This window comes from Ruminococcus flavefaciens ND2009 (assembly GCF_000621785.1).
Lineage (GTDB): Bacteria > Bacillota > Clostridia > Oscillospirales > Ruminococcaceae > Ruminococcus > Ruminococcus flavefaciens_C.
This window is the reverse complement of sequence record NZ_KK211346.1, coordinates 235,904-255,568: the sequence shown is the minus strand read 5'-3', so window position 1 is coordinate 255,568 and position 19,665 is coordinate 235,904. Positions and strand designations below refer to the sequence as shown.

Sequence of the window (19,665 nt, the reverse complement as noted above, 5' to 3'; positions counted from 1 at the left end):
ATAATGTTAGTATCATATAACATTTACAAGTGTCAATGTTCTTGTATTTCGCCTATATTTTGTTGCAGCAAGCCTTAAATCTGACTTCTGTCAGTGTTTGTACGAATTGTTAATAATAATTTTATATTTCCAATTATTTATTGTGCTGCGCATCGACTTTCAGGCTATAAAATCGTTGCACATCACGCATATTTTGTTATATTTTATCCGCTTCAAAAAAGATATTAAAAATATATACATATTAATTAAAAATTCTCATTTCCGATTTTTCAAAATTTATTGACAAAACCCGTTTCGTATTGTATATTAATTTTAGAACATATAAATAAGCGCTATGATACGCTTTTTCTGCTCAGCCCGGCAATGTCCTGCACTGCATTCCCGGGTGCTCTGCGACTTCATATGGAAAAGGAGAATTTTATGAATTTACCCAATGACCCCGTGATCTTACTAAGCTATATCAATACTCTTCTCCGTGATGAGTATCCGTCTTTTACAGAGCTTTGCAAAAGCCTTTGTATCCCCGAGGAGGAGATCAGCAGCAAACTGAGCGGCATCGGATATGTTTATGATCCTAATACTAATTCATTCAGATAGTATCCGCAGATCCGGATACTGAGGCGATGCAACTGCATCGGATGGGAGGGCTTATGAAACCATTTTTCAAAAACATTACGTCTGTCACAGCTGCGGCTGTGATGGCTCTTTGCTCCTTCAATGCGGGCTTCTACGCAGGAGCAGATGACGAAATACCTGACAAATGCGTAGTACACTATGATCTAAGCGGTGAGGGTATCATCATTCCCGAAGACAAAGACGGAAATCCTCAGTCTATCGAGGACATCGAGACAGATCCCAATTCTTCGGTATACGTTACAAATGTAATTCCCGAGCGCGAGGGTTATATCTTTAGCTGCTGGACTGCTGACAATATTGCTGCATACCCCGCCGGAACCGTTATGAGAGTAGACACCGAAAATGTGGACCTTCACCCCGTGTGGATCGACAAAGAAGACGAAAACTTCCACAAGGTCACTTTCAGAGTCGAAAAGAACGGCGAGATCGATAAGGAAGCCGAAAAGTACGTCCCCGCACAGAACGCTCTCAAGGGCAGATACATTCTGATTCCTTCCTGGAAATTCAAACAGGAAGGCTATGACCAGAAGGGCTGGACCGACGGCGTTCACGAGTTCGATGTTGAGACTTATATACTTGTCGGCGACGAAGACATCATCCTCCGTCCCAATCTCAAGAAGATCTACAAGCTCAGATACTCCGCAGGCGACTATGAGGGTATTGTCGGCGCATCTTTCCAGGAGTATGAGCTGGCAGAATCCTTCCCCACTTCCCTTCAGGCTGCTGACCGTTTCTCAAGGATCGGCTATGAGATCAAGAACTGGCACTGCATTACCGACGGCAAGGACTATGAGCCCAATGCTGTATTTATAATGCCCGGCAGTGACGTCCTCATCGAACCCAACTGGTCACCTTTAAGATACACTGTTGTTTTCTCGGCAGACAAAAATAATGTAAAGGTACCGGGATATACAGGTACAGCCATTACAGCTCCCGAGTGCCCCATAACAAAGGAAGGCTATACATTCGGCGGCTGGCAGTACGGTGACGAAACAGTACAGGCCGGTGAGGAATATACTATCAAGGGAGCCGCTCCCGGACTCGGTATCAGATTTACAGCGATCTGGAACGAGGCAGGTTCTGATGTCACCACAACTACAGTCACAGATCCTGTTACCACTACAACTACAACTGTGACTGAAACAACCACTACAACAGTGACAGAGACAACTACTACATCTGCTCCTTCGGAGACAACAACTACAACATCTGCTCCTGTGAGCGATATTGCTTACGGCGACTCAAACTGCGATGAAAAGGTTGAGCTTGCTGACGCTATCCTTCTTATGCAGTCCATCGCAAATCCCGATAAGTACGGCGTGGAAGGCAGCGATGCCAAGCACCTCACTCGCCAGGGCGCAAACAACGGAGACGTTGATAAGTCCGTTGTGGGTATCACATCAGGCGACGCTCTTATGATACAGGAGTTCCTTCTCAAGAAGATAAACACTCTTGTTCCCGCTGAAAAATAAAAAAGACTGCAAAGCAGTCTCATAAAACGTAAGTTTACCGAGGGTGAATAAATAAGCCCTCGGTTTTCTGTTTATATAACACCAAGCCCCTCAAGGAGCAGCTTTGCTCCTATGAGCACCAGCACTGCACCGCCCACAAACTCAGCCTTTTTCTCGTATTTGCTGCCGAAACGGTGCCCGATAAAAACTCCGATAAGCGAAAGCAAAAATGTCACAGCACCTATAACCGCAACCGAGGAGATAAGTGGAGTTTTCTCCGCAGCGAAGACTATGCCCACAGCAAGTGCATCTATGCTTGTGGCTATTGCAAGCAGGAACAACTCCTTAATATCAAGGCTGTACTCCTTGCCGCTCTCCTCATCGTCATTTTTTCCGAAAGCTTCTATCATCATTTTTCCGCCGATAACTGCAAGCAGACCGAAAGATACCCAGTGACTGAAGGAGCTTATAAACTCTGCAAAACGACTTCCGAGAAAATAGCCTATCATCGGCATAAGCGCCTGAAATACGCCAAAGAACAGAGCAGTTATCACACCGCCCTTCAGGCTGATCTTTTTCATACTCAGCCCCTTACAGACCGACACGGAAAAGGCGTCCATAGCCAGTCCTACAGATATGAGCAGTAATTCCGTTATTCCCATTACAAACGTCCTCTCAAAAAAAATTCGGATACCTGCGTACCCGAAATTCTGCTCAGGTACAGCGATAAAGCCGTACATGAGTCTCATTATTTAAGGCAAAACCGGACGCTCTATGCGCCAGTATGTCGGCTTGCCGCACACTAACGTGTGTTAACTACTCCCTCACATAACATAGCTTATTATACATTATACAGGGAAGCAAGTCAATATATTACCGTTAGCACTTCAAAACAAATTTAAAGCTCATATGTCATTATGTAGTCGTCCATAACAAAGCCCTCACCAATATCGGTAACGACCTGGTCGGTGACTGTAAAGCCCGTCTTCTTGTATACATCTATTGCGTGAACGTTGTGCTTGTTTACCGTGAGATAGACGTGGGACTTGCCGCTGTCTCTCGCCTCCTCAAATACCTTTTCCAGCATCTGCGAAGCAATTCCCCTGCCCCGCTTATCCCTGCGGAGATAAAGCTTGCTGAGAAAGAAACGATGATCCTTTTCGGGTCTCATGCCAATGTAGCCGCAGAGCTCTCCGTCATCACGGACTGCAAAGTAACTGTAGTCCTGATCGATTATCTGCTTTGTCATAGCCTTGTATGACTGGAATTTTTCGACCATGTAGTCGATCTGTCCTTCACTGATAATACCGGTGAAGCACTCGTGCCAAATAATGTCCGCCAGCTGCGCTGTCTCCTTGAGTTCGGTATCGCTACCGATCTTCTTTATGGTAATAGCCATATACAAGCTCCTGTTCGCTGTAATAGAAGGGGCAGCAGAGCTGCCCCAGGTAATTATTCTTCCTCGGGCATCTCCCAGTTGTGGTATACGTTCTGAACGTCATCGTTCTCCTCAAGGTGCTCAAGAAGCAGGTTCATCTTCTTGATGTGATCCTCGTCTGTGAGAGTTGTATAGTTTGCAGGGATCATTTCAGCCTCTGCTGAAAGTACGTTGTAGCCCTTTGCTGTAAGAGCCTCACGAACTGCGCCTACATTCTCGGGAGCACACTCGATCTCAACAGTCTCCTCGTTGATGTCGAAATCATCTCCGCCGCACTCGAATACATCGTCCATTACCTTGTCCTCATCGAGACCTGTGTTCTCAAGGATAACGATACCCTTGTTTGTGAACATAAAGGATACACAGCCGATAGTACCGAGATTACCGCCGAACTTGTCAAAGTAGTGACGAATCTCGCCCGCGGTTCTGTTTCTGTTGTCTGTAAGGCACTCTACGATAACAGCAACTCCGTTAGGACCGTATCCCTCGTATGTGATGTTCTCATAGTTGTTCTTGTCGCCGTCGCCCGCTGCCTTCTTGATGATACGATCGATATTGTCGTTAGGCACGTTGTTGGACTTAGCCTTTGCGATAAGGTCACGAAGCTTTGCATTGTTGTTGGGATCGGGACCGCCCTCCTTAACAACAACTGTGATCTCACGGCCGATCTTTGTAAAGATCTTGCCCTTTGCAGCATCGGTCGCTTCCTTCTTACGCTTGATATTATTCCATTTTGAATGACCTGACATAGTTTTACACTCCTATCTGTTCATTTTCGTTAAGATCTGAATTTATAATAAGTTCAAACAGCTCGCTGATACGCTCGTTCCCGCCTGTCAGATAAAGGTATCCGAACAGGCACTCAAGCGCAGTTGCACGGCGGTATTCCGCAGCGTCTGCGTGCTTCGGAACAGTATTGCCCGTAGCATTGCGTCCCCTTTTTAAGACCGCAAGCTCATGCTCCGAGAGCTTCTCTGCAACGAGGTCGTAGGCTTTCGACTGGAACTCCGCACAGACCAGCCTGATCTTTGCGGAATGAAGCTTCGCAACAGGCATATTAGCCCTGCGTAGAAGATACTCTCTCACCAGTGTATCATATACGCTGTCACCCAGAAAAGCCAGAGTCAGCGGACTGTATGAATTAGCTTCACGCTCTGTAAGTTTTTCTCTGCTCATATCAGTTTACAAAGTCGAACTCGAAGCCCTCAAGGCTTACGGTGTCGCCCTCCTGTATACCCATCTCCTCAAGCTTTGCAATGATACCGCTGTTGATGAGAACACGCTGGAAATACTGGAGCGACGAATAGTCGTCGGGATCAACAGTACGCATGATAGGCTGTATCCAGGGAGCATCAACAAAGTAAACGCCGTCCTCAACAGTTATCTCGAACTTCTTGTCAACGCCAAGCATCTCGTCAAGCTCCTCCTGCGGGATAGGCTCTGCCTCGAATTCCCTGATGGGAGGAAGGGTATCAAGCACCTCCGAGACCTTGTTCATAAGCTCGGCAGTACCCTGGGTAGTGGCTGCTGATATGCAGAAAAATGGTATATTCTTGTCCTCGATATATTTACGGAACTTTTCGATCTGTTCCTCTGTCGCCATGTCGGACTTATTTGCCGCAACGATCTGTGGACGGTCTGCAAGTTCCTCGTTGAACTTGGCAAGCTCAGCATTGATCACCTCGAAATCCTCGCAGGGATCGCGTCCCTCAATGCCCGAAACGTCTACAACATGGACTATAAGACGGCATCTTTCAACGTGTCTGAGGAACTCATGCCCCAGACCTACACCGTCTCCTGCACCTTCGATAAGACCGGGTATATCAGCCATTACGAAGGACTTTTCCTCATCTACCCTTACAACTCCGAGAACAGGAGTGAGAGTAGTAAAATGGTAATTTGCTATCTTAGGTTTAGCGGCGCTGACTACCGAGATAAGTGTGGATTTTCCCACATTCGGATAGCCCACAAGTCCCACATCAGCAAGAAGCTTCAGCTCCAGAGTTACCTCGAACTCCTCACCGGGAAATCCCGGCTTTGCAAACTTGGGTATCTGGCGAGTTGAAGTGGCAAAATGGACATTGCCCTTACCGCCCTGACCGCCTCTCGCAAGGACCTTCGGCTCGTCAGTTGACATATCCGCCATTATCCTTCCGCTTTTGGCGTCGCGGATAACCGTACCTCTCGGCACCTTGATTATAAGTGGCTGAGCGCTTTTGCCCGTGCAGTTTCTGCTGCTTCCGTTCTCACCGCGGTCCGCCACATATTTTCTCTTGTATCTGAAGTCTATAAGGGTCGAGAAATTATCATCGACCTGAAAGACTACATCTCCGCCGCGTCCACCGTCGCCGCCGTCGGGACCTCCCGCCGCAACATATTTTTCACGGTGAAAGGACACTGCTCCGTCGCCGCCGTCACCTGCTTTGATCTTTATCTTCGCCTGATCAACGAACATTTCCGACCTCCGTTTCTAAAGAAAAAACCCAAGCAAATGCTCGGGTTTTATTGTCACGTTATGGCTGTTACTGCTCAATCTCGTAAACAGAAACCTTCTTACGGTCACGGCCGAAACGCTCAAACTTTACCTTACCGCTTACTGTAGCGAATAATGTATCATCTGAACCGATGCCAACGCCGTTACCGGGATGGATATGTGTACCTCTCTGACGAACGAGAATGTTGCCTGCCTTAACGAACTGACCGTCTGCTCTCTTGACACCGAGTCTCTTAGCCTCAGAGTCACGTCCGTTCTTAGTAGAACCAACACCCTTCTTATGAGCGAAGAACTGCATACTGATCTTTAACATACTTACACCTCCGAAATAATGATTTTGATCGTGTTAGGGAACTCTTCCAGTATAGCCTCAAAATGCTGTTTCAAAACATTCAGCAGTCTTGGCGGTATCTCTCCGCCGTCCTCGCAGACACATTCGATGACATTGTCACCCACTGTGATCTTCGGCTGAAGCCCGAACTCTCCGAGGATATTTGCGGTAAGCTGTACAGCTGAGGAAACAGCCGCACAAGCAACGTCCTCGCCAGCCTCGGCATAACCCGAATGGCCGCTGAACTTAAAGCCTGTCAGAAGTCCCTGCTTTTCATAAAATTCTGCGCGGATCATGATCAAGCCTTGATAGCTTCGATCTTCACCTGAGTGTAAGGCTGTCTGTGACCCTGCTTCTTCTTCTCACCCTTCTTGGGCTTGTAAGTGAAAACAGTGATCTTCTTAGCCTTGCCGTTCTTCAGAACCTTAGCGCTTACTGCTGCACCGTCAACATAGGGTGTACCGATCTTAAGACCATCGTCTGCTCCGAGAGCAACTACCTTATCGAAAGTAACTGTCTCATCAGCCTCTGCTGCAAGCTTCTCGATGAAGATGATATCTCCCTCATTAACCTGATACTGCTTTCCGCCGGTTTCAATAACTGCGTACATATTGTGGCACCTGCCTTTTCAATAAACTCGCTGTTACAGGCGTGTGATGGCACAACTTTAAAGCCTGTTTACAAGCGGCAATAATATTTTATCACAAACAAAGGGCTTTGTCAAGCTTTTTTTACTATATTCCGCAAAAAAACTTCCCCTGCTCAGTACAGGGGAAGTGTAAACGGTCTTACCAGACTCTGTAGCCCTCATGGCCGATCTTGTAGGAAGTACCGGGAACGTAGAGATCCTCAGGCTTGAGCTCTCTGTTCTCCTCCTTAGCGGTGTCAAGAGCCTTCTTCAGCTCTCTGAATGCAACACTGTTGGTAACTATACGGGAAACGTCCTCCTGAGAAGGTCTTGTGCTGAGGAATTCCAGGATAGCCTGCTGGAGGTAGAAATACGAACGGAGCTGAGTCTTCTTGAACTCAATGCTCTGCTGCTCATCGCCCTCACCCTCAAGGAGGAAGAGGCTGTCGCCCTCACGGTAGCCCAGAGTGAGCTTTGCAAAGATCTCGGGGATAAATACTCTTATCTCAGCTGCAAGATCCTTGTTGCCTTCGGTGAGCTCCTCAAGCTTCTTGGACATTTCTATATATTCTTCTCTTGATGTGATCTTTGTCATTGACTGGATAGTCTCCTTTGCAGCAGACATTACCAGCTCCTTATTGAAGGGGCACTTATCCTCCTCGCGCTGAACGAGGATAGCATACTGCTTCTCGGAAACGAAAGTCTCGGTAGCGTTCATTTCCTTTGCCACGTACTCCTTGAAGTACTGGGGAAGCTCAACAAGAACAGAGCCGTTGAGGCGAACCTCAATGATCTCCTTATCCTTGAACTTTGCAAGATAGATCCTTAGCCAGTAGTACTTCTTTGAACCGATGTACTTGGGTATCTCGTTTCTGATGAAGTTCACCAGCATTGTGGGCTCCTTGTCCTTTACACCTATTCTTACAACAGACTGGCAGTACATATCGAAGTCATAGTGCTGTCTGAGGAAGTCAACAGGAACATGGATACCGTTCTTTTTGGTCATGCTCTGGTCGAGGGGATGCCATACGCCGCCGTGGAATATCTCAACAGCCATTTTGGCAACGTCCTCGTCAGTTCTGCCTTGAGCATCAACAGGCTCGATGAGAGGCTCATCGAAGTCGTCGTGTCTTACGATGAATACGACCTGGAGCACCTTTACGTCCTCAACGTCATCAAGTCTTGCCACCTGAACGTCAATGGTAAAGCCCTTGGGCATAATAACACAGTCGTCGTAAAGAGTGCCGCTCAGCTTCTCATTGAGCTGATCAAGGATAAGTTTTTTCATACCTTCCTTAGGATCAACTACTGCTGCTGAAGCTGCTTCATCCTTCTGATTGTTCTTCTTCTTAAAAAGTCCCATTTTCTATTCTCCTTATATAATGTTATAAATATATGCTCTGCATAATATTAAACTGTGAATTTGACCGCTGCCCAGCCTTCGCGGACCTCGGGCTCGGGATCCTTGAAGCCGACTGACTTCAGCGCGTCTATTACCTCGTCCATACGCTCCTCGATGATACCGGATACGATAAGTATACCGCCTTTTTTCAGGTATCTCAGGAAGCTTTCCTTCATGGCGATGAGCACATCGGCAACGATGTTTGCCGCGATGATGTCGTACTTATCATCGATCTCGTCAGCCAGCTTCTCATCGGTGAGAATATTTCCGAAGTAGGTCCTGTACTTCTCCTTTGGAATGTGGTTCTTGACAGCGTTCTCAAGAGCTGTGACCGCTGCATTTTCCTCAATATCCACTGCAACTGCGCTCTCAGCTCCCAGTAGCATTGCTCCGATGGAGAGAATTCCGCTTCCGCAGCCCATATCCAGCAGCCTGTCGCCCTTATTGAGGTACTTTTCAAGGACCTCCAGACAAAGCCGTGTGGTGTGATGCTTGCCTGTTCCGAAGCTCGAAGCAGGGTCGATCTCAAGGATCAGTCTGCCGTCGCTGTTGTCATAGTCCTCCCAGGAGGGCTTGATGACCAGCTTCTCGCCGACCTTGAAGGGCTTGAAATACTGTTTCCAGTTGTTTGCCCAGTCCTCCTCGCGTATGCTTGACATCTCAGCCTCAAGACGTCCGTAAACGCCCTCGGTATCGGCAGCCTTCATCTCGGCAAGCATGGATTTTATAGCAAGGAGCATTTCGGCTCCCTGACCGTTTGAAGGGATATATACGGTGATACAGGTCTCGCATTCGGAAAGCCCCATGAGATCATCGTCAATGTAGTCCCACTGACCGTTCTTGTTCTCAAGGAACTCCTTGAAATCCTCGGGATCCTTGATAGAAAATCCCTTGATGCCTATGTCCGTAAGCTTAGAGCAGAGAAGCTCTATTCCCTCGGTCGTTGTGTAGATGTTGACTTCTGTCCATTCCATCAGTAAAAGTTCTCCTTAATTGCAGATGCGCATGAGATACATGAGCACATCAGTATTGTCTATCAGTCCGTCGCCGCTTATATCCGCAGCAGCTATCTCCGCGCCTGTAAGTACGGAAACGCCTTCGGGAAGCCTTGAACGGCTGATGATATATTCATTTATAAGTGCAAGATCGTAGCCGTCAAAGGCGCCGTCATTGTTTATATCGCCCATTACAAGCTTCTTTTCCTTGCCTGCAAAGACAAGCTCTGAAAGCTTTACACGGCACTTTTTGCTGTTGATGACTACCTCCCCCGTATCACCGCTGACACTGACAACATCGACTATGTTGCCTTCCTCCAGAACAGCAGCAGTCTCCTTACCGTCCTCTGAATAAACGGTTACAGTTCTGCTGTCAGGGCAGTAATACTCGCCCTTCACGTATGCAACTGTAGTTGAAGGCTTTGCAGTTGTTGAGGCAGCCTTTGTGGCAGCGACTGATGCCTTTGTAGTTGTGGCAGCTGCTTTTGTAGTTGTAGCCGCCTTGGTTGTTGTAGTAACTTTCGTTGTAGTAGCTGCTGCTTTGGTTGTTGTAGAAGTGGTGGTCGTTGTTACAGCGGTAGTGGTCACAGGTGCTGCCCCCTCGGGAGTATACAGAGGAGTGAATCCGCTGTATGGGGTCTTGCCCTTTAGGAGCTGATATACTGTTATATTGGCGTTGTTATACGCCTTGAACATGAGTATATCGTCCTTAGCGGGGTCAGCCATGTAAACATCGTCGCCGATGACACCGTCGATATAGACCCAGTGTCCGCCGACATTGCATATTACGTAGCTGCCATTGTCGAGAGCCGCCTTGATCTCGGCAGCCTTGCCCTTCTGGTCTGTTGATTTAAAGCTAAGATTAGCCGAATCAATGCTTATCTCCTTGACTACCTTGTTTACGGAAGCCCACGAGCTGAGTCCGCCCGAGGAATTGAATGCTCCGATGTCATTGAGCTGCTTTGCAAATACTCCCGGATCAAAATCCGTGGTATTCCTTGCACCCGAGGCAACTGCGACCATAGCTATGGACGTTATATAGCAGCCCGATCTGCGTACATTCGAGCCGCCGATAGCAGTATTGCCCCATCGGCTGTCCATCTGGCGCCACAGTCTGAAGTCCTCTGCGGCATGAGCCGAATGAACAGGTCTGTACGCTCCTGCCAGAATTCCGATGATCATCAGGAATGTGAGCAGGAGCTTCGATATTCCGTTGTCTTTTACAGTTCGCATAATTAACCTCCATTCATACTTTGTCGGTTTGTTATGCCCCTTCTTTTTTTAGCCTCCCTGAGCGCCTCATAAGCAGCTATGTAGTCGTTCAGAGCTATCTCTCTTTCGCTCTCGCTGAGAGCTTCCCCACCATAAGCAGCTCTGTCGAATAGTACAGCGGTTTCCGAGATCTCAGCTCCTGTTGCCTTCCGTACCAGATCCGCAGCCTCTGCCGAGGTATTGACATCTTCTATATCATATAATTTACATATCCTGAGCATTGCGCTCTTTACGAACTCACCCGGAGCCCTCCTGCGTGCTCTTCTTATAAAGAACCTGTGAGAGAATCTCGGATAGAGGAATGCACCGAGTAAAACCAAAAGTGCGCCTGCAAGGATAATAAGTCCTGCTCTTGAAAGCATATTCGTGGCGGATGTTTTCTTTTCCTCCACAACAGTGTCTGTCACAGTAGGCTCGAAGTCTGTCCAGCCATAGCCTCTTATGTACAGCTGAGGATAACCGTGAGCGTCCTTTGTTGTAACAACGTGATCTGTCCCCTGATTCCAGTAGCCCTCTTCCCTGCGGGTCATATTGTAGCCCTCGCAATATCTTGCAGGGATACCTGCCGCACGGGCAAGAAGTACCATTGAGGTAGCGTACTCATAGCAGACGCCTGTCTTCGTCTCGAAGATGAAGTCCTCTGCATTTTCGCCTTCCTTCTTCACATAGTCAAGATCATAGATGTAATCATTATTGTAGAAATATCCCTCAAGTATCTTTGCCTTTTCATAATCAGACTTCGCGTCCTTTGTGAGTTCATCGGCAAGCTCCTTTATACGCTGATTATCACCGTAGTCCAGCAGGTCATTGAGATAGTCCTCATAATACCTGTAATCAATACCGAAATAGTCATAAGCCTCGCCCTTGTCCTCATCATCGTACTTTGCCCAGTACAGAACATCATCTGTGTCCTCAAGGAGCTGTTCATAGTCAAACTGACCGATATGATCAAGGAATTCCTGGTTCCTGCTGCTCATAAAGAAAGTATCAGCAGCGTAATCAAAGACGAAGTACTCTGTACTTGAGAAATCAGAGCTTACGGATACGACCGTTCCGCCTGTAAGGGTAGCAAGCTCACCGTCCTTGGAGCAGTCTGCGAGCCTGACAGCGTTCTGAGGTACGGGAGCGGAGTCGTTCTCATAGCTCAGTCCCGCAGAACCCACTACAGTGTATAGCGTGGCAGATCTGACCTCGGGAGCGTCCAGCCCCTCCTCCAGATACTCGGTAAGACCGTATTTCTCAGCGTATGCTTCATCGAGCGAAGCTGCCTCAAGGAAGGCATCTGCCATTCCCATGGGCGACATTATGTTCAGAGGAAGTGCCTCGGTCCTTTCATCGTAATGAAGGTCGAGACCGCCTGTGGACCATGTATCGTCTTTAAAGTTATATGTGGAATATGAAGCCATCTTAAGGTGGAACTCGTCCTGTGAAGCCGCCTCATACACTATCATGTCCCTGACGCTTGTCCTGAATCGCTGACCGCCCGTGGTATTACGGAAAACGTTCAGCATATCGACCAGTCTGTCAGTGAGCACATCAGCGTTGATAAGTGTCTCAAGGGTGGTCCTGTCCGCTTCGATGGCAGGCTTCGGGAAAAGAGCAGCTACAGATGCGAAGATCACAGCGTAGACAGCTATCGGTTTCCACGAGCGCCTCCTCTCAACGAACTCAGTATCCTCAGAGTCTTTGAGCTGACGATAATACACCATCAGCAGGATAAATCCGACTGCAAGGAGTATTATCATGAGGGTAGGCATCTTCTCGTATTCCTTACCGTATATCACGAAGGGGATTATGAAGATAAGGAAATTCATGAATATCCTGTATCTTACCCTTGTGAAGTAGTATATGACCGAAGCCATGAATATAAGGAACAGCAGGAAGAAGGTCACCGCGAACCAGAAGTTATATTCAATAGAGTCCTGCGGAGTGAGGAACCAAAGCATCCATGTGATAGGATAGTTCTCCTGACCAAGGGCAAGAGTAAGCCGTATCGCCATAGCAAAGACTCCCACACACGCAGTGTATGCACAAAAGCCGATAATATGGCGTTTCTGCATGAAGTCAAATACCCTGAAAAGCAGCCAGCCGACGACAAATGTCACTGCTCCGAAGCCAAGGGCAAATACAATGCCCTCAGAGTCTGCCTTATCCCTGTTCCGGTGATGATACATCAGTGCTATCATTATAAGCACCGTGTACCAGAGAACAGGATCAGTGAGAGTCCTCAGCAGGAATGATCTCAGGCTGAATGGTTTAGTGTTGGTCTCTTTCATTATTTATACCAGTTTAAAGTTATTATCCTCATCAAGATACCACAGAGGCAGCGAGGTCGAATTGGGAGTTGAGGGAGAAAGCCCAACGATACTTATATTATCGGGACTGTCAATATTCTTGGTTATAAAGCCAAAATCCCCCGAAGCATCAGTGGTGGCGATCACGCAGGCACACACCGAGCCGCCAAACTGTGATATATCAACTCGTTTGTCGGGAACAACCTTGACAGCAAGCACCTTCAGCAGGAGCTGATCGGGATAATCGGGATTATCCACGCTCTCGCTCACCGTCTCTCCCGAGCTTGAACGATAAATAAAGCTGCACGCGATACCCTGCTTGACCAGAAGGGAAAGGAGTCCGAATACAGACCTTATAAGCTTTTCTTCACCCAATACCACTTTTTCAGCAGGGAAACCGCTGCGCCTGTACAGGTCAAGCACCACAACAGGCTGAACAGAGGCAACTGCCTCATCGAGTCGCACCATCATCTTTCCTTTTTTGGAGGAAAGCTTCCAGTTGATACGCTTGAGCGGGTCTCCCAGCTCATACTCACGGTGTTCATAGCCCGGAGATGTATTGGCTGAGAACATCATTGCCGTATCGTTTTCCTCATCCTCATCGCTTGTAAACACCACGTCCGCAATAGAGCGGAATAGCTGTGTTGAAGCCTTGATCTCGGGAACCGGCGGTATAACGCCGATGGAGACAGGCTGAGGGAGAGGAGTCTTCAGGGGGAGCCTGAAAAATCCGAGGAAGCCGCAGGAGTATACGCTTTTTATGCCTGCCTCGCCGTTTCCGCCGATAAGGGCGTCAAGCTCTATAGTGAAGCTCTTTTTCTTCTCGCCGAGCATTGTCAGCTTACGCTTTTTGATCTGCTGACCGAATATCTCGGTAGCATAGGGCTCGATCTCTATCACCGCAAGGGGAAAAACTCCCGTCTTGCTGACAGTCACCCTGACAGGGAGCCTGCTTCCCTTTGGCACATATGCGTCGCAGGTAAAGTCCACCTTGACCCTGTTCCTTGCGTAAAGCACAAAAAACAGTGAGACAAGCGGTGCGAACAGCACAAATGCGAGAAGTATGATACCCATTTCGCCGTCTATATAGAATGTGAAGATATAGACGAGAAAGGCAACTGCAAGAACACTTACGATGCTTTTAATATGCTTGATCATCTGATCATTGAGGGGACCTGACAGGTCCTGAGAACGTTTTCAATATAAGCCTCGCCTGTACTGAAAGCGGTTTTTCCCTGAGGTGAAAGGATTATTCTGTGAGCCAGCACGGAAACTGCCGTATTCTTGACATCATCGGGAGTAACATACTCTCTGTCATAGATATAGGCAAATGCCTTTGCAGCCTTGAAAAGAGCGATACTTCCGCGGGGGCTGATACCCAGGATAGTGTTCCTGTCCTGGCGGGTAGATGAAACTATCCTAACGATATAATTCTTGACCTCATCCGTTACTCTCACGCGCTTGACCTCCTCCTGCATAGCAGCGATGTCATCAACGTGCATAACGGGCTCGGGTATATTTGCGATAGGGTTATGTCTCTCCGTTCTTTCGAGGATCATTACCTCCTCCTGAACTGAGGGATAGCCCATTGAAAGCTTCATGAAAAATCTGTCCATCTGTGCTTCGGGAAGATGGAAGGTACCGTAGGTCTCTACGGGATTCTGTGTAGCCATTACGAGGAAGGGCCTGGGGAGCTTGTGTGTAACACCGTCAAGACTTATCTGGCGCTCCTCCATAGCCTCAAGAAGTGCCGACTGCACCTTAGGCGAGGCACGGTTTATCTCGTCCGCAAGGAGGAAATTGCACATTACAGCTCCGTCGCGGTAAACGAACTCTCCCTTCGCCGAGTCAAGCATAGTAAAGCCTGCGATGTCGGAAGGCATGATGTCGGGGGTGAGCTGTATTCTGTTGAATTTTCCGCCGATTGAACGCGAAAGTGCGGTTATCAGCTGAGTTTTGCCGACGCCGGGAACGTCCTCAAGAAGAACATGGCCTTCGCAGAGCAGTGCAGCGATGAGTTTTACCACTGTATCCTGCTTTCCGACGATAACTCTTCCCACTGATTCGGCAAGTCTGCTTATATTTGAATTCATAGATGTGTACCTCGTTTATCTGAGTATATTATCCAATTAAACTTATTATATCATATTTTGTCAATGACTGCAAGGGAAAACCCTACGAAAAAAAGCCTGTATTATTGTAACATCTTACAATAATGCAGGTGTTGGAATGTTGAAAATTTGTCCAAATGATTATTTTAAGCAGCAGTTTCAGCTGATTTTTGCCCTAATATCAACAAAAGATAATATCAGTATTTTCTCTTATCATACCAGCGTATCTTTATAAGAAATATCCATACAACCAAAAGAGAAGCAGATGCTACAGTTAAAATAATCCAGTATGCCCCGGATTTCACATCGGTGCCGACAGGATCGTCAAATATCAGCAGTGAGGATATCTGTTTTTCAGCAACCCCACATTCTCTTGCAGCTTTTTTAAACTCACCGACATCATATTCATTAAAGGATTTAGGCGAAACACGTCCATTTATATAAAATGTACCGGGCATTGTATCCGAATCGCCGTTCATATAGGCAGCCCACTGAACACAAAGCTCGTCAAGCTCTTTCTTTTTATTCTCATCGCTGGTATAAAACGAATAAACACGGTAGTTTTCGGGAACGTAGCTTCTGTCGTTCTTATTTTTTTCAATATCAGCAGAGCTAGCATTATCTAATATGTAATAATATAGATACGAAATCTCATAATGATACCGTCCGGATCTTATTTGTGTTTTAACTTCCTCTGTTCGGTAAAATGATAACACGCGCCCCGCATACCCATCTATTCCCCTGTTCTCAACACAATAGTCAAGATTATCAGTATTTACACTATAGCGCTCATCTCCTTGAATCTCATCGTGTTTTTCCATACACCCACATAAAAGCATAACAAAATAAGCCAAAAACGCTATCAATAGCATAGTCCTTTTAGGATTTGAAGTTACTGCCATTATATTTTCTCCCTAAATCAAAAAACAGTGGCGGAACATCCGCCACTGTTTGTAAAATCTCTGATTACTTGATCATCTTAGCGATCTCGTCAGCAAGGTTATCTTCCTTCTTTTCAACGCCTTCGCCGCGCTCATAACGAACTACGTCTACGACCTTGATAGAACCGCCGAGCTTCTTAGCCTCAGCATCAACATAGCCCTGAACGCTCATCTTGTCGTCCTTAACGAAAGCCTGCTCGAGGAGGCAGTTCTCGCTGTAGTACTTGCCTACCTTACCCTCAACGATCTTAGCACGAACCTGCTCGGGCTTGGAAGCCATCTTGGGATCCTCAGCCATCTGAGCCATCATGATCTCCTTCTCCTTCTCAATTACCTCAGCAGGAACCTGCTCGCGGCAGAGGTATGGAGCGTTAAGAGCTGCGGACTGCATAGCAACGTCCTTACCGATAGCAGCTACCTGATCAGCAGCAAGATCTGTGTCCATCTTTACGAGAACGCCGATGCTTCCGCCATTGTGGATGTAAGAAGCAAGCTTGCCCTCAAGTCTTACGAAACGACGGATAACGATGTTCTCACGGATCTTCATGCCAGCCAGCTCAGTGAGGACCTCGCCTACTGTATTGCTGCCGCCGCTGATCTGCATCTCCTTGAGAGCCTCAACATCAGCAGGATTCTTCTCAATGATCGTGTTAGCTACGTTAGCAACGAAGTTTCTGATGTCGTCTGTGTTAGCAGCGAAGTCAGTCTCTGTGTTTACTTCGAGAAGAACGCCTACCTCGCCGTTTACAACAGCAGTTACAACGCCCTCAGCAGCAGCTCTGCCGCTCTTCTTAGCCTGTGTAGCAAGTCCTTTTTCTCTGAGGAACTCGATAGCCTTGTCCATATCGCCATCGTTCTCTTCGAGAGCCTTCTTACAGTCCATCATACCAACGCCTGTGGACTTCATGAGTTCTTTAATTTCAGCAACGGAAACCTTTCCCATTGTAATTACCTCCTGTTATTTTAATATTAAATCCGCAAAAACCCGAAGGGTTAGTTCGGGTTTTTGATTGTATTCTTAGATTATTCAGCGTCAGCCTCAGCTGTCTCAGCAGCAGCTTCCTCTGCGGGAGCCTCCTGAGCTTCCTCAGCAGCAGCTGTGTCATCGCCCTGTCTGCCTTCGATAACAGCGTTAGCGATAGTGCCTGCGATAAGCTTTACAGCTCTGATAGCGTCGTCGTTACCGGGGATAACGTAGTCAACTTCATCAGGATCGCAGTTTGTATCAACGATAGCAACGATCGGGATGTTGAGCTTCTTAGCCTCAGCTACAGCGATCTTTTCCTTGCGGGGGTCTACGATGAAGAGTGCTGCGGGGAGCTTCTTCATTGTCTTGATACCGCCGAGGAACTTCTCGAGCTTCTCTATCTCAAGGTTGAGCTTAACAACTTCCTTCTTGGGGAGGAGTGCGAATGTGCCGTCCTCTTCCATAGCGTGGAGCTGCTCAAGTCTCTTGATTCTTGTCTGGATTGTCTTGAAGTTGGTGAGCATACCGCCCAGCCATCTTGCATTTACATAGTGTGCACCGGCTCTTGTAGCTTCTTCCTTAACGGAATCGCCAGCCTGCTTCTTTGTACCTACGAAAAGAACCTCGCCGCCCTGTGAAGCGATGTCGCGAACGAACATATAAGCTTCCTCAAGCTTCTTTACGGTCTTCTGAAGGTCGATGATGTAGATGCCGTTTCTTTCTGTGAAAATGTAGGGTGCCATTTTCGGGTTCCATCTTCTTGTCTGGTGTCCGAAGTGAACGCCTGCTTCAAGAAGCTGCTTCATTGATACTACTCCCATGGTGTAGTCCTCCTTAAAATTGGTTAATATTAATCCTCCGCCTGACTTAGCTCAGCAGCAACGCAGAAAAATGCGCACCAACCGCCGAAAGTACAAGCGTGCGAATTGCCTTAATATTATATCATTTTCCGCAGTATTTTTCAAGCATTTTTGCAATATCTATTTCAACAAACTTGAAAGTGAGTTCCTGCGTTTTTTTGTCCATTTCATCTCAGGGCTCTCCGAAGAGCGCTCTACCAGGATAATGTCCTCACCAACGACCTTTATCTCGGAGCAGCTCAGCACCGTATCATCTGTTCTGCCGAGAAGCCCGAAAAGCCGCTGTCCTCCGTATATGATGAGAGAGGTCACACTGCCGCTTTCTATATCAAGCTCTATATCGTCTATGAACCCCAGGCGCTCCCCAGAGGTCATATCTATGACTTCCTTCCTGCATATATCATCAAAGCAAAGCCGCAAGCCCACCGCCCCCCTCATACATTATATATGTATGTCAGCGAAGGAAAAAGAACTCCTCGGGAGTTTCACCTCCGCCTGTGGAAGTATACGCATAGTAGGACAGGATAAGGGAAGCGTCATACGCATTGACTGCGAAATCGTCATTGAGGTCCGATTTCAGCTTCTGCGCCTCTGTAAAGCCCTCGCCGCCCGCGTCGGTGGAAGTTCTGGCGTATTCTGAAAGTACAACGGAAGCGTCCAGAGCGTTGACAGCTCCGTCGTTGTTCATATCGCCGTATCTGAAGTCGAACTCCACAAAAGGCATTCCGTTCTCAGCGGCATATGCTTCGGCAGCTGTCCCCTTTTCTCCGTATATGACAGCTTCATTCAAGCCCTGATACTCTCCCTTCTGAAAGAGATAACCGACAGCGTGGTCTCCGATCTCGGTGACCGAAGGCGGAATGATGACCCTTTTCTGATAGTAATTGTTCTGAGCCGCATGGCTTCCTATCTTCTGCACTCCGTTGCACAGACGCAGAGTATACAGATCATGGGTGAAGTTACAGGCGTATTCGGAAAACACCTCAACTCTCGGCGGGACAGTAAGCGATGTTATAGCCCCGCAGGACTGAAATGCAGCAAAGCCCAGCTCGGTAAGCCCCTTGTTAAGCTTGACGGGGCTAAGACGATCGCAGTTGCTGAAAGCAAGAAACTCGATGTTCTCAAGACAGTTCGGAAAGGTAACGTCCCGAAGCCTGCTGCACTGGAAAAACGCATGGTTCCTGATATATCTGATAGACTCCGGAAGCTTCAGCGATCCGAGAGTTTTTACCTTCTCGAAGGAATATTCCCCTATGCTGTCAACGATAAAGCCGTTAACGACCTCGGGGATCTCTATTTCCTCATCTTCGCTGAGGCATCTTTTTACCTCAAGCCGCGGAGGATCTGTCTGATACAGCCGGTATTCCAGACCGTTCTCCTCGAAGACAGTGTCCTTCTCGTATTCCGATGTTTCGGTTATTTCCGTGTTGTCTACCGCAAAAGCTGTAAACGGCACTGATGCCGTGAGAATAAATGCTGAAAGTAATACTGCTGCCGATCTGTGTTTCAAGTCCACCACTCCGTTCCTGTAAAGTAGTCATTATATATTTATGCCTCAAAAAAGAAACGGCAGCCGCTTATGCAGCCGCCGTTTCAGCACGAAGCATCATTCCTCATCGTCGTCATCATCGTCGCCCTTTTTCTTGGCGAAGACAGCTGTGCCCGCAGCAAGCAGGACTGCTCCGATGATTATGCCTATAAGCAAGCCCTTGGGAAATGTATCTCCTGTCTGCGGGATCGCCGCAGCTAAAGCCGCTAATGTCATAGCCATTTTATTGTCCTCCTAATATATATGTATTATATCACAGACTATTGTAACACATTGAACTTGATTTGTCAAATATA

22 protein-coding genes are annotated in these 19,665 nt (G+C 47.5%); 2 read left to right on the top strand and 20 right to left on the bottom strand.

The window, feature by feature from the left end; genetic code table 11:
- Positions 1 to 420: 420 nt before the first annotated feature.
- Both T488_RS19290 and T488_RS0107985 read left to right on the top strand, forming a co-directional pair.
- Complete coding sequence (locus T488_RS19290) at positions 421 to 597, top strand: DUF4250 domain-containing protein (protein ID WP_082320474.1); 177 nt, start codon at positions 421 to 423, stop codon at positions 595 to 597.
- 53 nt (positions 598 to 650) lie between these two features.
- Entirely contained in the window at positions 651 to 2,108 is a 1,458-nt protein-coding gene (locus T488_RS0107985; RefSeq protein WP_028520313.1) for an InlB B-repeat-containing protein, read from the top strand.
- Positions 2,109 to 2,179: 71 nt separating this feature from the next.
- On the opposite strand, the gene T488_RS0107980 is transcribed toward T488_RS0107985, so the two are convergent.
- The 20 genes from T488_RS0107980 to T488_RS19595 form a co-directional block, all read right to left on the bottom strand.
- Positions 2,180 to 2,749: a manganese efflux pump MntP gene (locus T488_RS0107980; RefSeq protein ID WP_028520312.1), complete on the bottom strand. Its 570-nt coding sequence runs from the start codon at positions 2,747 to 2,749 to the stop codon at positions 2,180 to 2,182.
- Positions 2,750 to 2,985: 236 nt separating this feature from the next.
- On the bottom strand, positions 2,986 to 3,486 hold the full coding sequence (locus T488_RS0107975; RefSeq protein ID WP_037297583.1) for a GNAT family N-acetyltransferase: 501 nt from the start codon (positions 3,484 to 3,486) through the stop codon (positions 2,986 to 2,988).
- Positions 3,487 to 3,539: 53 nt separating this feature from the next.
- Positions 3,540 to 4,274: a YebC/PmpR family DNA-binding transcriptional regulator gene (locus T488_RS0107970; RefSeq protein ID WP_028520310.1), complete on the bottom strand. Its 735-nt coding sequence runs from the start codon at positions 4,272 to 4,274 to the stop codon at positions 3,540 to 3,542.
- Positions 4,275 to 4,278: 4 nt separating this feature from the next.
- Positions 4,279 to 4,701: a Mini-ribonuclease 3 gene (locus T488_RS0107965; protein WP_028520309.1), complete on the bottom strand. Its 423-nt coding sequence runs from the start codon at positions 4,699 to 4,701 to the stop codon at positions 4,279 to 4,281.
- Between the two features lies 1 nt (position 4,702).
- Positions 4,703 to 5,980 carry a GTPase ObgE gene (gene obgE / locus T488_RS0107960; protein ID WP_028520308.1) on the bottom strand — a complete coding sequence of 426 codons (1,278 nt, stop codon included), beginning with the start codon at positions 5,978 to 5,980 and terminating at the stop codon, positions 4,703 to 4,705.
- 67 nt (positions 5,981 to 6,047) lie between these two features.
- Positions 6,048 to 6,332 carry a 50S ribosomal protein L27 gene (gene rpmA / locus T488_RS0107955; RefSeq protein WP_028520307.1) on the bottom strand — a complete coding sequence of 95 codons (285 nt, stop codon included), beginning with the start codon at positions 6,330 to 6,332 and terminating at the stop codon, positions 6,048 to 6,050.
- 2 nt (positions 6,333 to 6,334) lie between these two features.
- Complete coding sequence (locus tag T488_RS0107950) at positions 6,335 to 6,646, bottom strand: ribosomal-processing cysteine protease Prp (protein ID WP_028520306.1); 312 nt, start codon at positions 6,644 to 6,646, stop codon at positions 6,335 to 6,337.
- 2 nt (positions 6,647 to 6,648) lie between these two features.
- A complete protein-coding gene (gene rplU, locus T488_RS0107945) occupies positions 6,649 to 6,960 on the bottom strand; it encodes a 50S ribosomal protein L21 (RefSeq protein ID WP_024859279.1) in 312 nt (103 codons plus the stop codon).
- A 178-nt stretch (positions 6,961 to 7,138) separates the two neighbouring features.
- Entirely contained in the window at positions 7,139 to 8,341 is a 1,203-nt protein-coding gene (locus tag T488_RS0107940; protein WP_028520305.1) for a DUF6348 family protein, read from the bottom strand.
- A gap of 47 nt (positions 8,342 to 8,388) precedes the next feature.
- Positions 8,389 to 9,354 (bottom strand): 50S ribosomal protein L11 methyltransferase, encoded by a 966-nt coding sequence (gene prmA / locus T488_RS0107935; RefSeq protein WP_028520304.1) that lies wholly within the window; start codon positions 9,352 to 9,354, stop codon positions 8,389 to 8,391.
- Positions 9,355 to 9,369: 15 nt separating this feature from the next.
- Positions 9,370 to 10,608: a dockerin type I repeat-containing protein gene (locus tag T488_RS19860; protein WP_028520303.1), complete on the bottom strand. Its 1,239-nt coding sequence runs from the start codon at positions 10,606 to 10,608 to the stop codon at positions 9,370 to 9,372.
- A gap of 2 nt (positions 10,609 to 10,610) precedes the next feature.
- On the bottom strand, positions 10,611 to 12,923 hold the full coding sequence (locus tag T488_RS0107925; protein WP_028520302.1) for a transglutaminase domain-containing protein: 2,313 nt from the start codon (positions 12,921 to 12,923) through the stop codon (positions 10,611 to 10,613).
- Positions 12,924 to 12,926: 3 nt separating this feature from the next.
- The gene (locus T488_RS0107920; RefSeq protein ID WP_028520301.1) at positions 12,927 to 14,099 is read right to left on the bottom strand and encodes a DUF58 domain-containing protein; all 1,173 of its coding nucleotides are present in this window, start codon (positions 14,097 to 14,099) and stop codon (positions 12,927 to 12,929) included.
- Positions 14,096 to 15,034, bottom strand: a complete 939-nt coding sequence (locus T488_RS0107915) for an AAA family ATPase (RefSeq protein ID WP_028520300.1) — start codon at positions 15,032 to 15,034, stop codon at positions 14,096 to 14,098. The genes T488_RS0107920 and T488_RS0107915 overlap by 4 nt, the downstream gene beginning before the upstream one ends.
- A 215-nt stretch (positions 15,035 to 15,249) precedes the next feature.
- Positions 15,250 to 15,954, bottom strand: coding sequence for a hypothetical protein (locus T488_RS0107910; protein WP_028520299.1), 705 nt, complete (start codon positions 15,952 to 15,954; stop codon positions 15,250 to 15,252).
- Between the two features lie 64 nt (positions 15,955 to 16,018).
- Positions 16,019 to 16,936 (bottom strand): translation elongation factor Ts, encoded by a 918-nt coding sequence (gene tsf, locus T488_RS0107905; protein ID WP_028520298.1) that lies wholly within the window; start codon positions 16,934 to 16,936, stop codon positions 16,019 to 16,021.
- Between the two features lie 80 nt (positions 16,937 to 17,016).
- Positions 17,017 to 17,781: a 30S ribosomal protein S2 gene (gene rpsB, locus T488_RS0107900; protein ID WP_028520297.1), complete on the bottom strand. Its 765-nt coding sequence runs from the start codon at positions 17,779 to 17,781 to the stop codon at positions 17,017 to 17,019.
- 159 nt (positions 17,782 to 17,940) lie between these two features.
- Positions 17,941 to 18,240, bottom strand: a complete 300-nt coding sequence (locus T488_RS17420) for a YlmC/YmxH family sporulation protein (RefSeq protein WP_431767945.1) — start codon at positions 18,238 to 18,240, stop codon at positions 17,941 to 17,943.
- 34 nt (positions 18,241 to 18,274) lie between these two features.
- Positions 18,275 to 19,330 carry a leucine-rich repeat protein gene (locus T488_RS0107890; RefSeq protein ID WP_028520296.1) on the bottom strand — a complete coding sequence of 352 codons (1,056 nt, stop codon included), beginning with the start codon at positions 19,328 to 19,330 and terminating at the stop codon, positions 18,275 to 18,277.
- A 96-nt stretch (positions 19,331 to 19,426) separates the two neighbouring features.
- A complete protein-coding gene (locus T488_RS19595) occupies positions 19,427 to 19,591 on the bottom strand; it encodes an LPXTG cell wall anchor domain-containing protein (protein WP_155267185.1) in 165 nt (54 codons plus the stop codon).
- Positions 19,592 to 19,665: the final 74 nt, after the last annotated feature.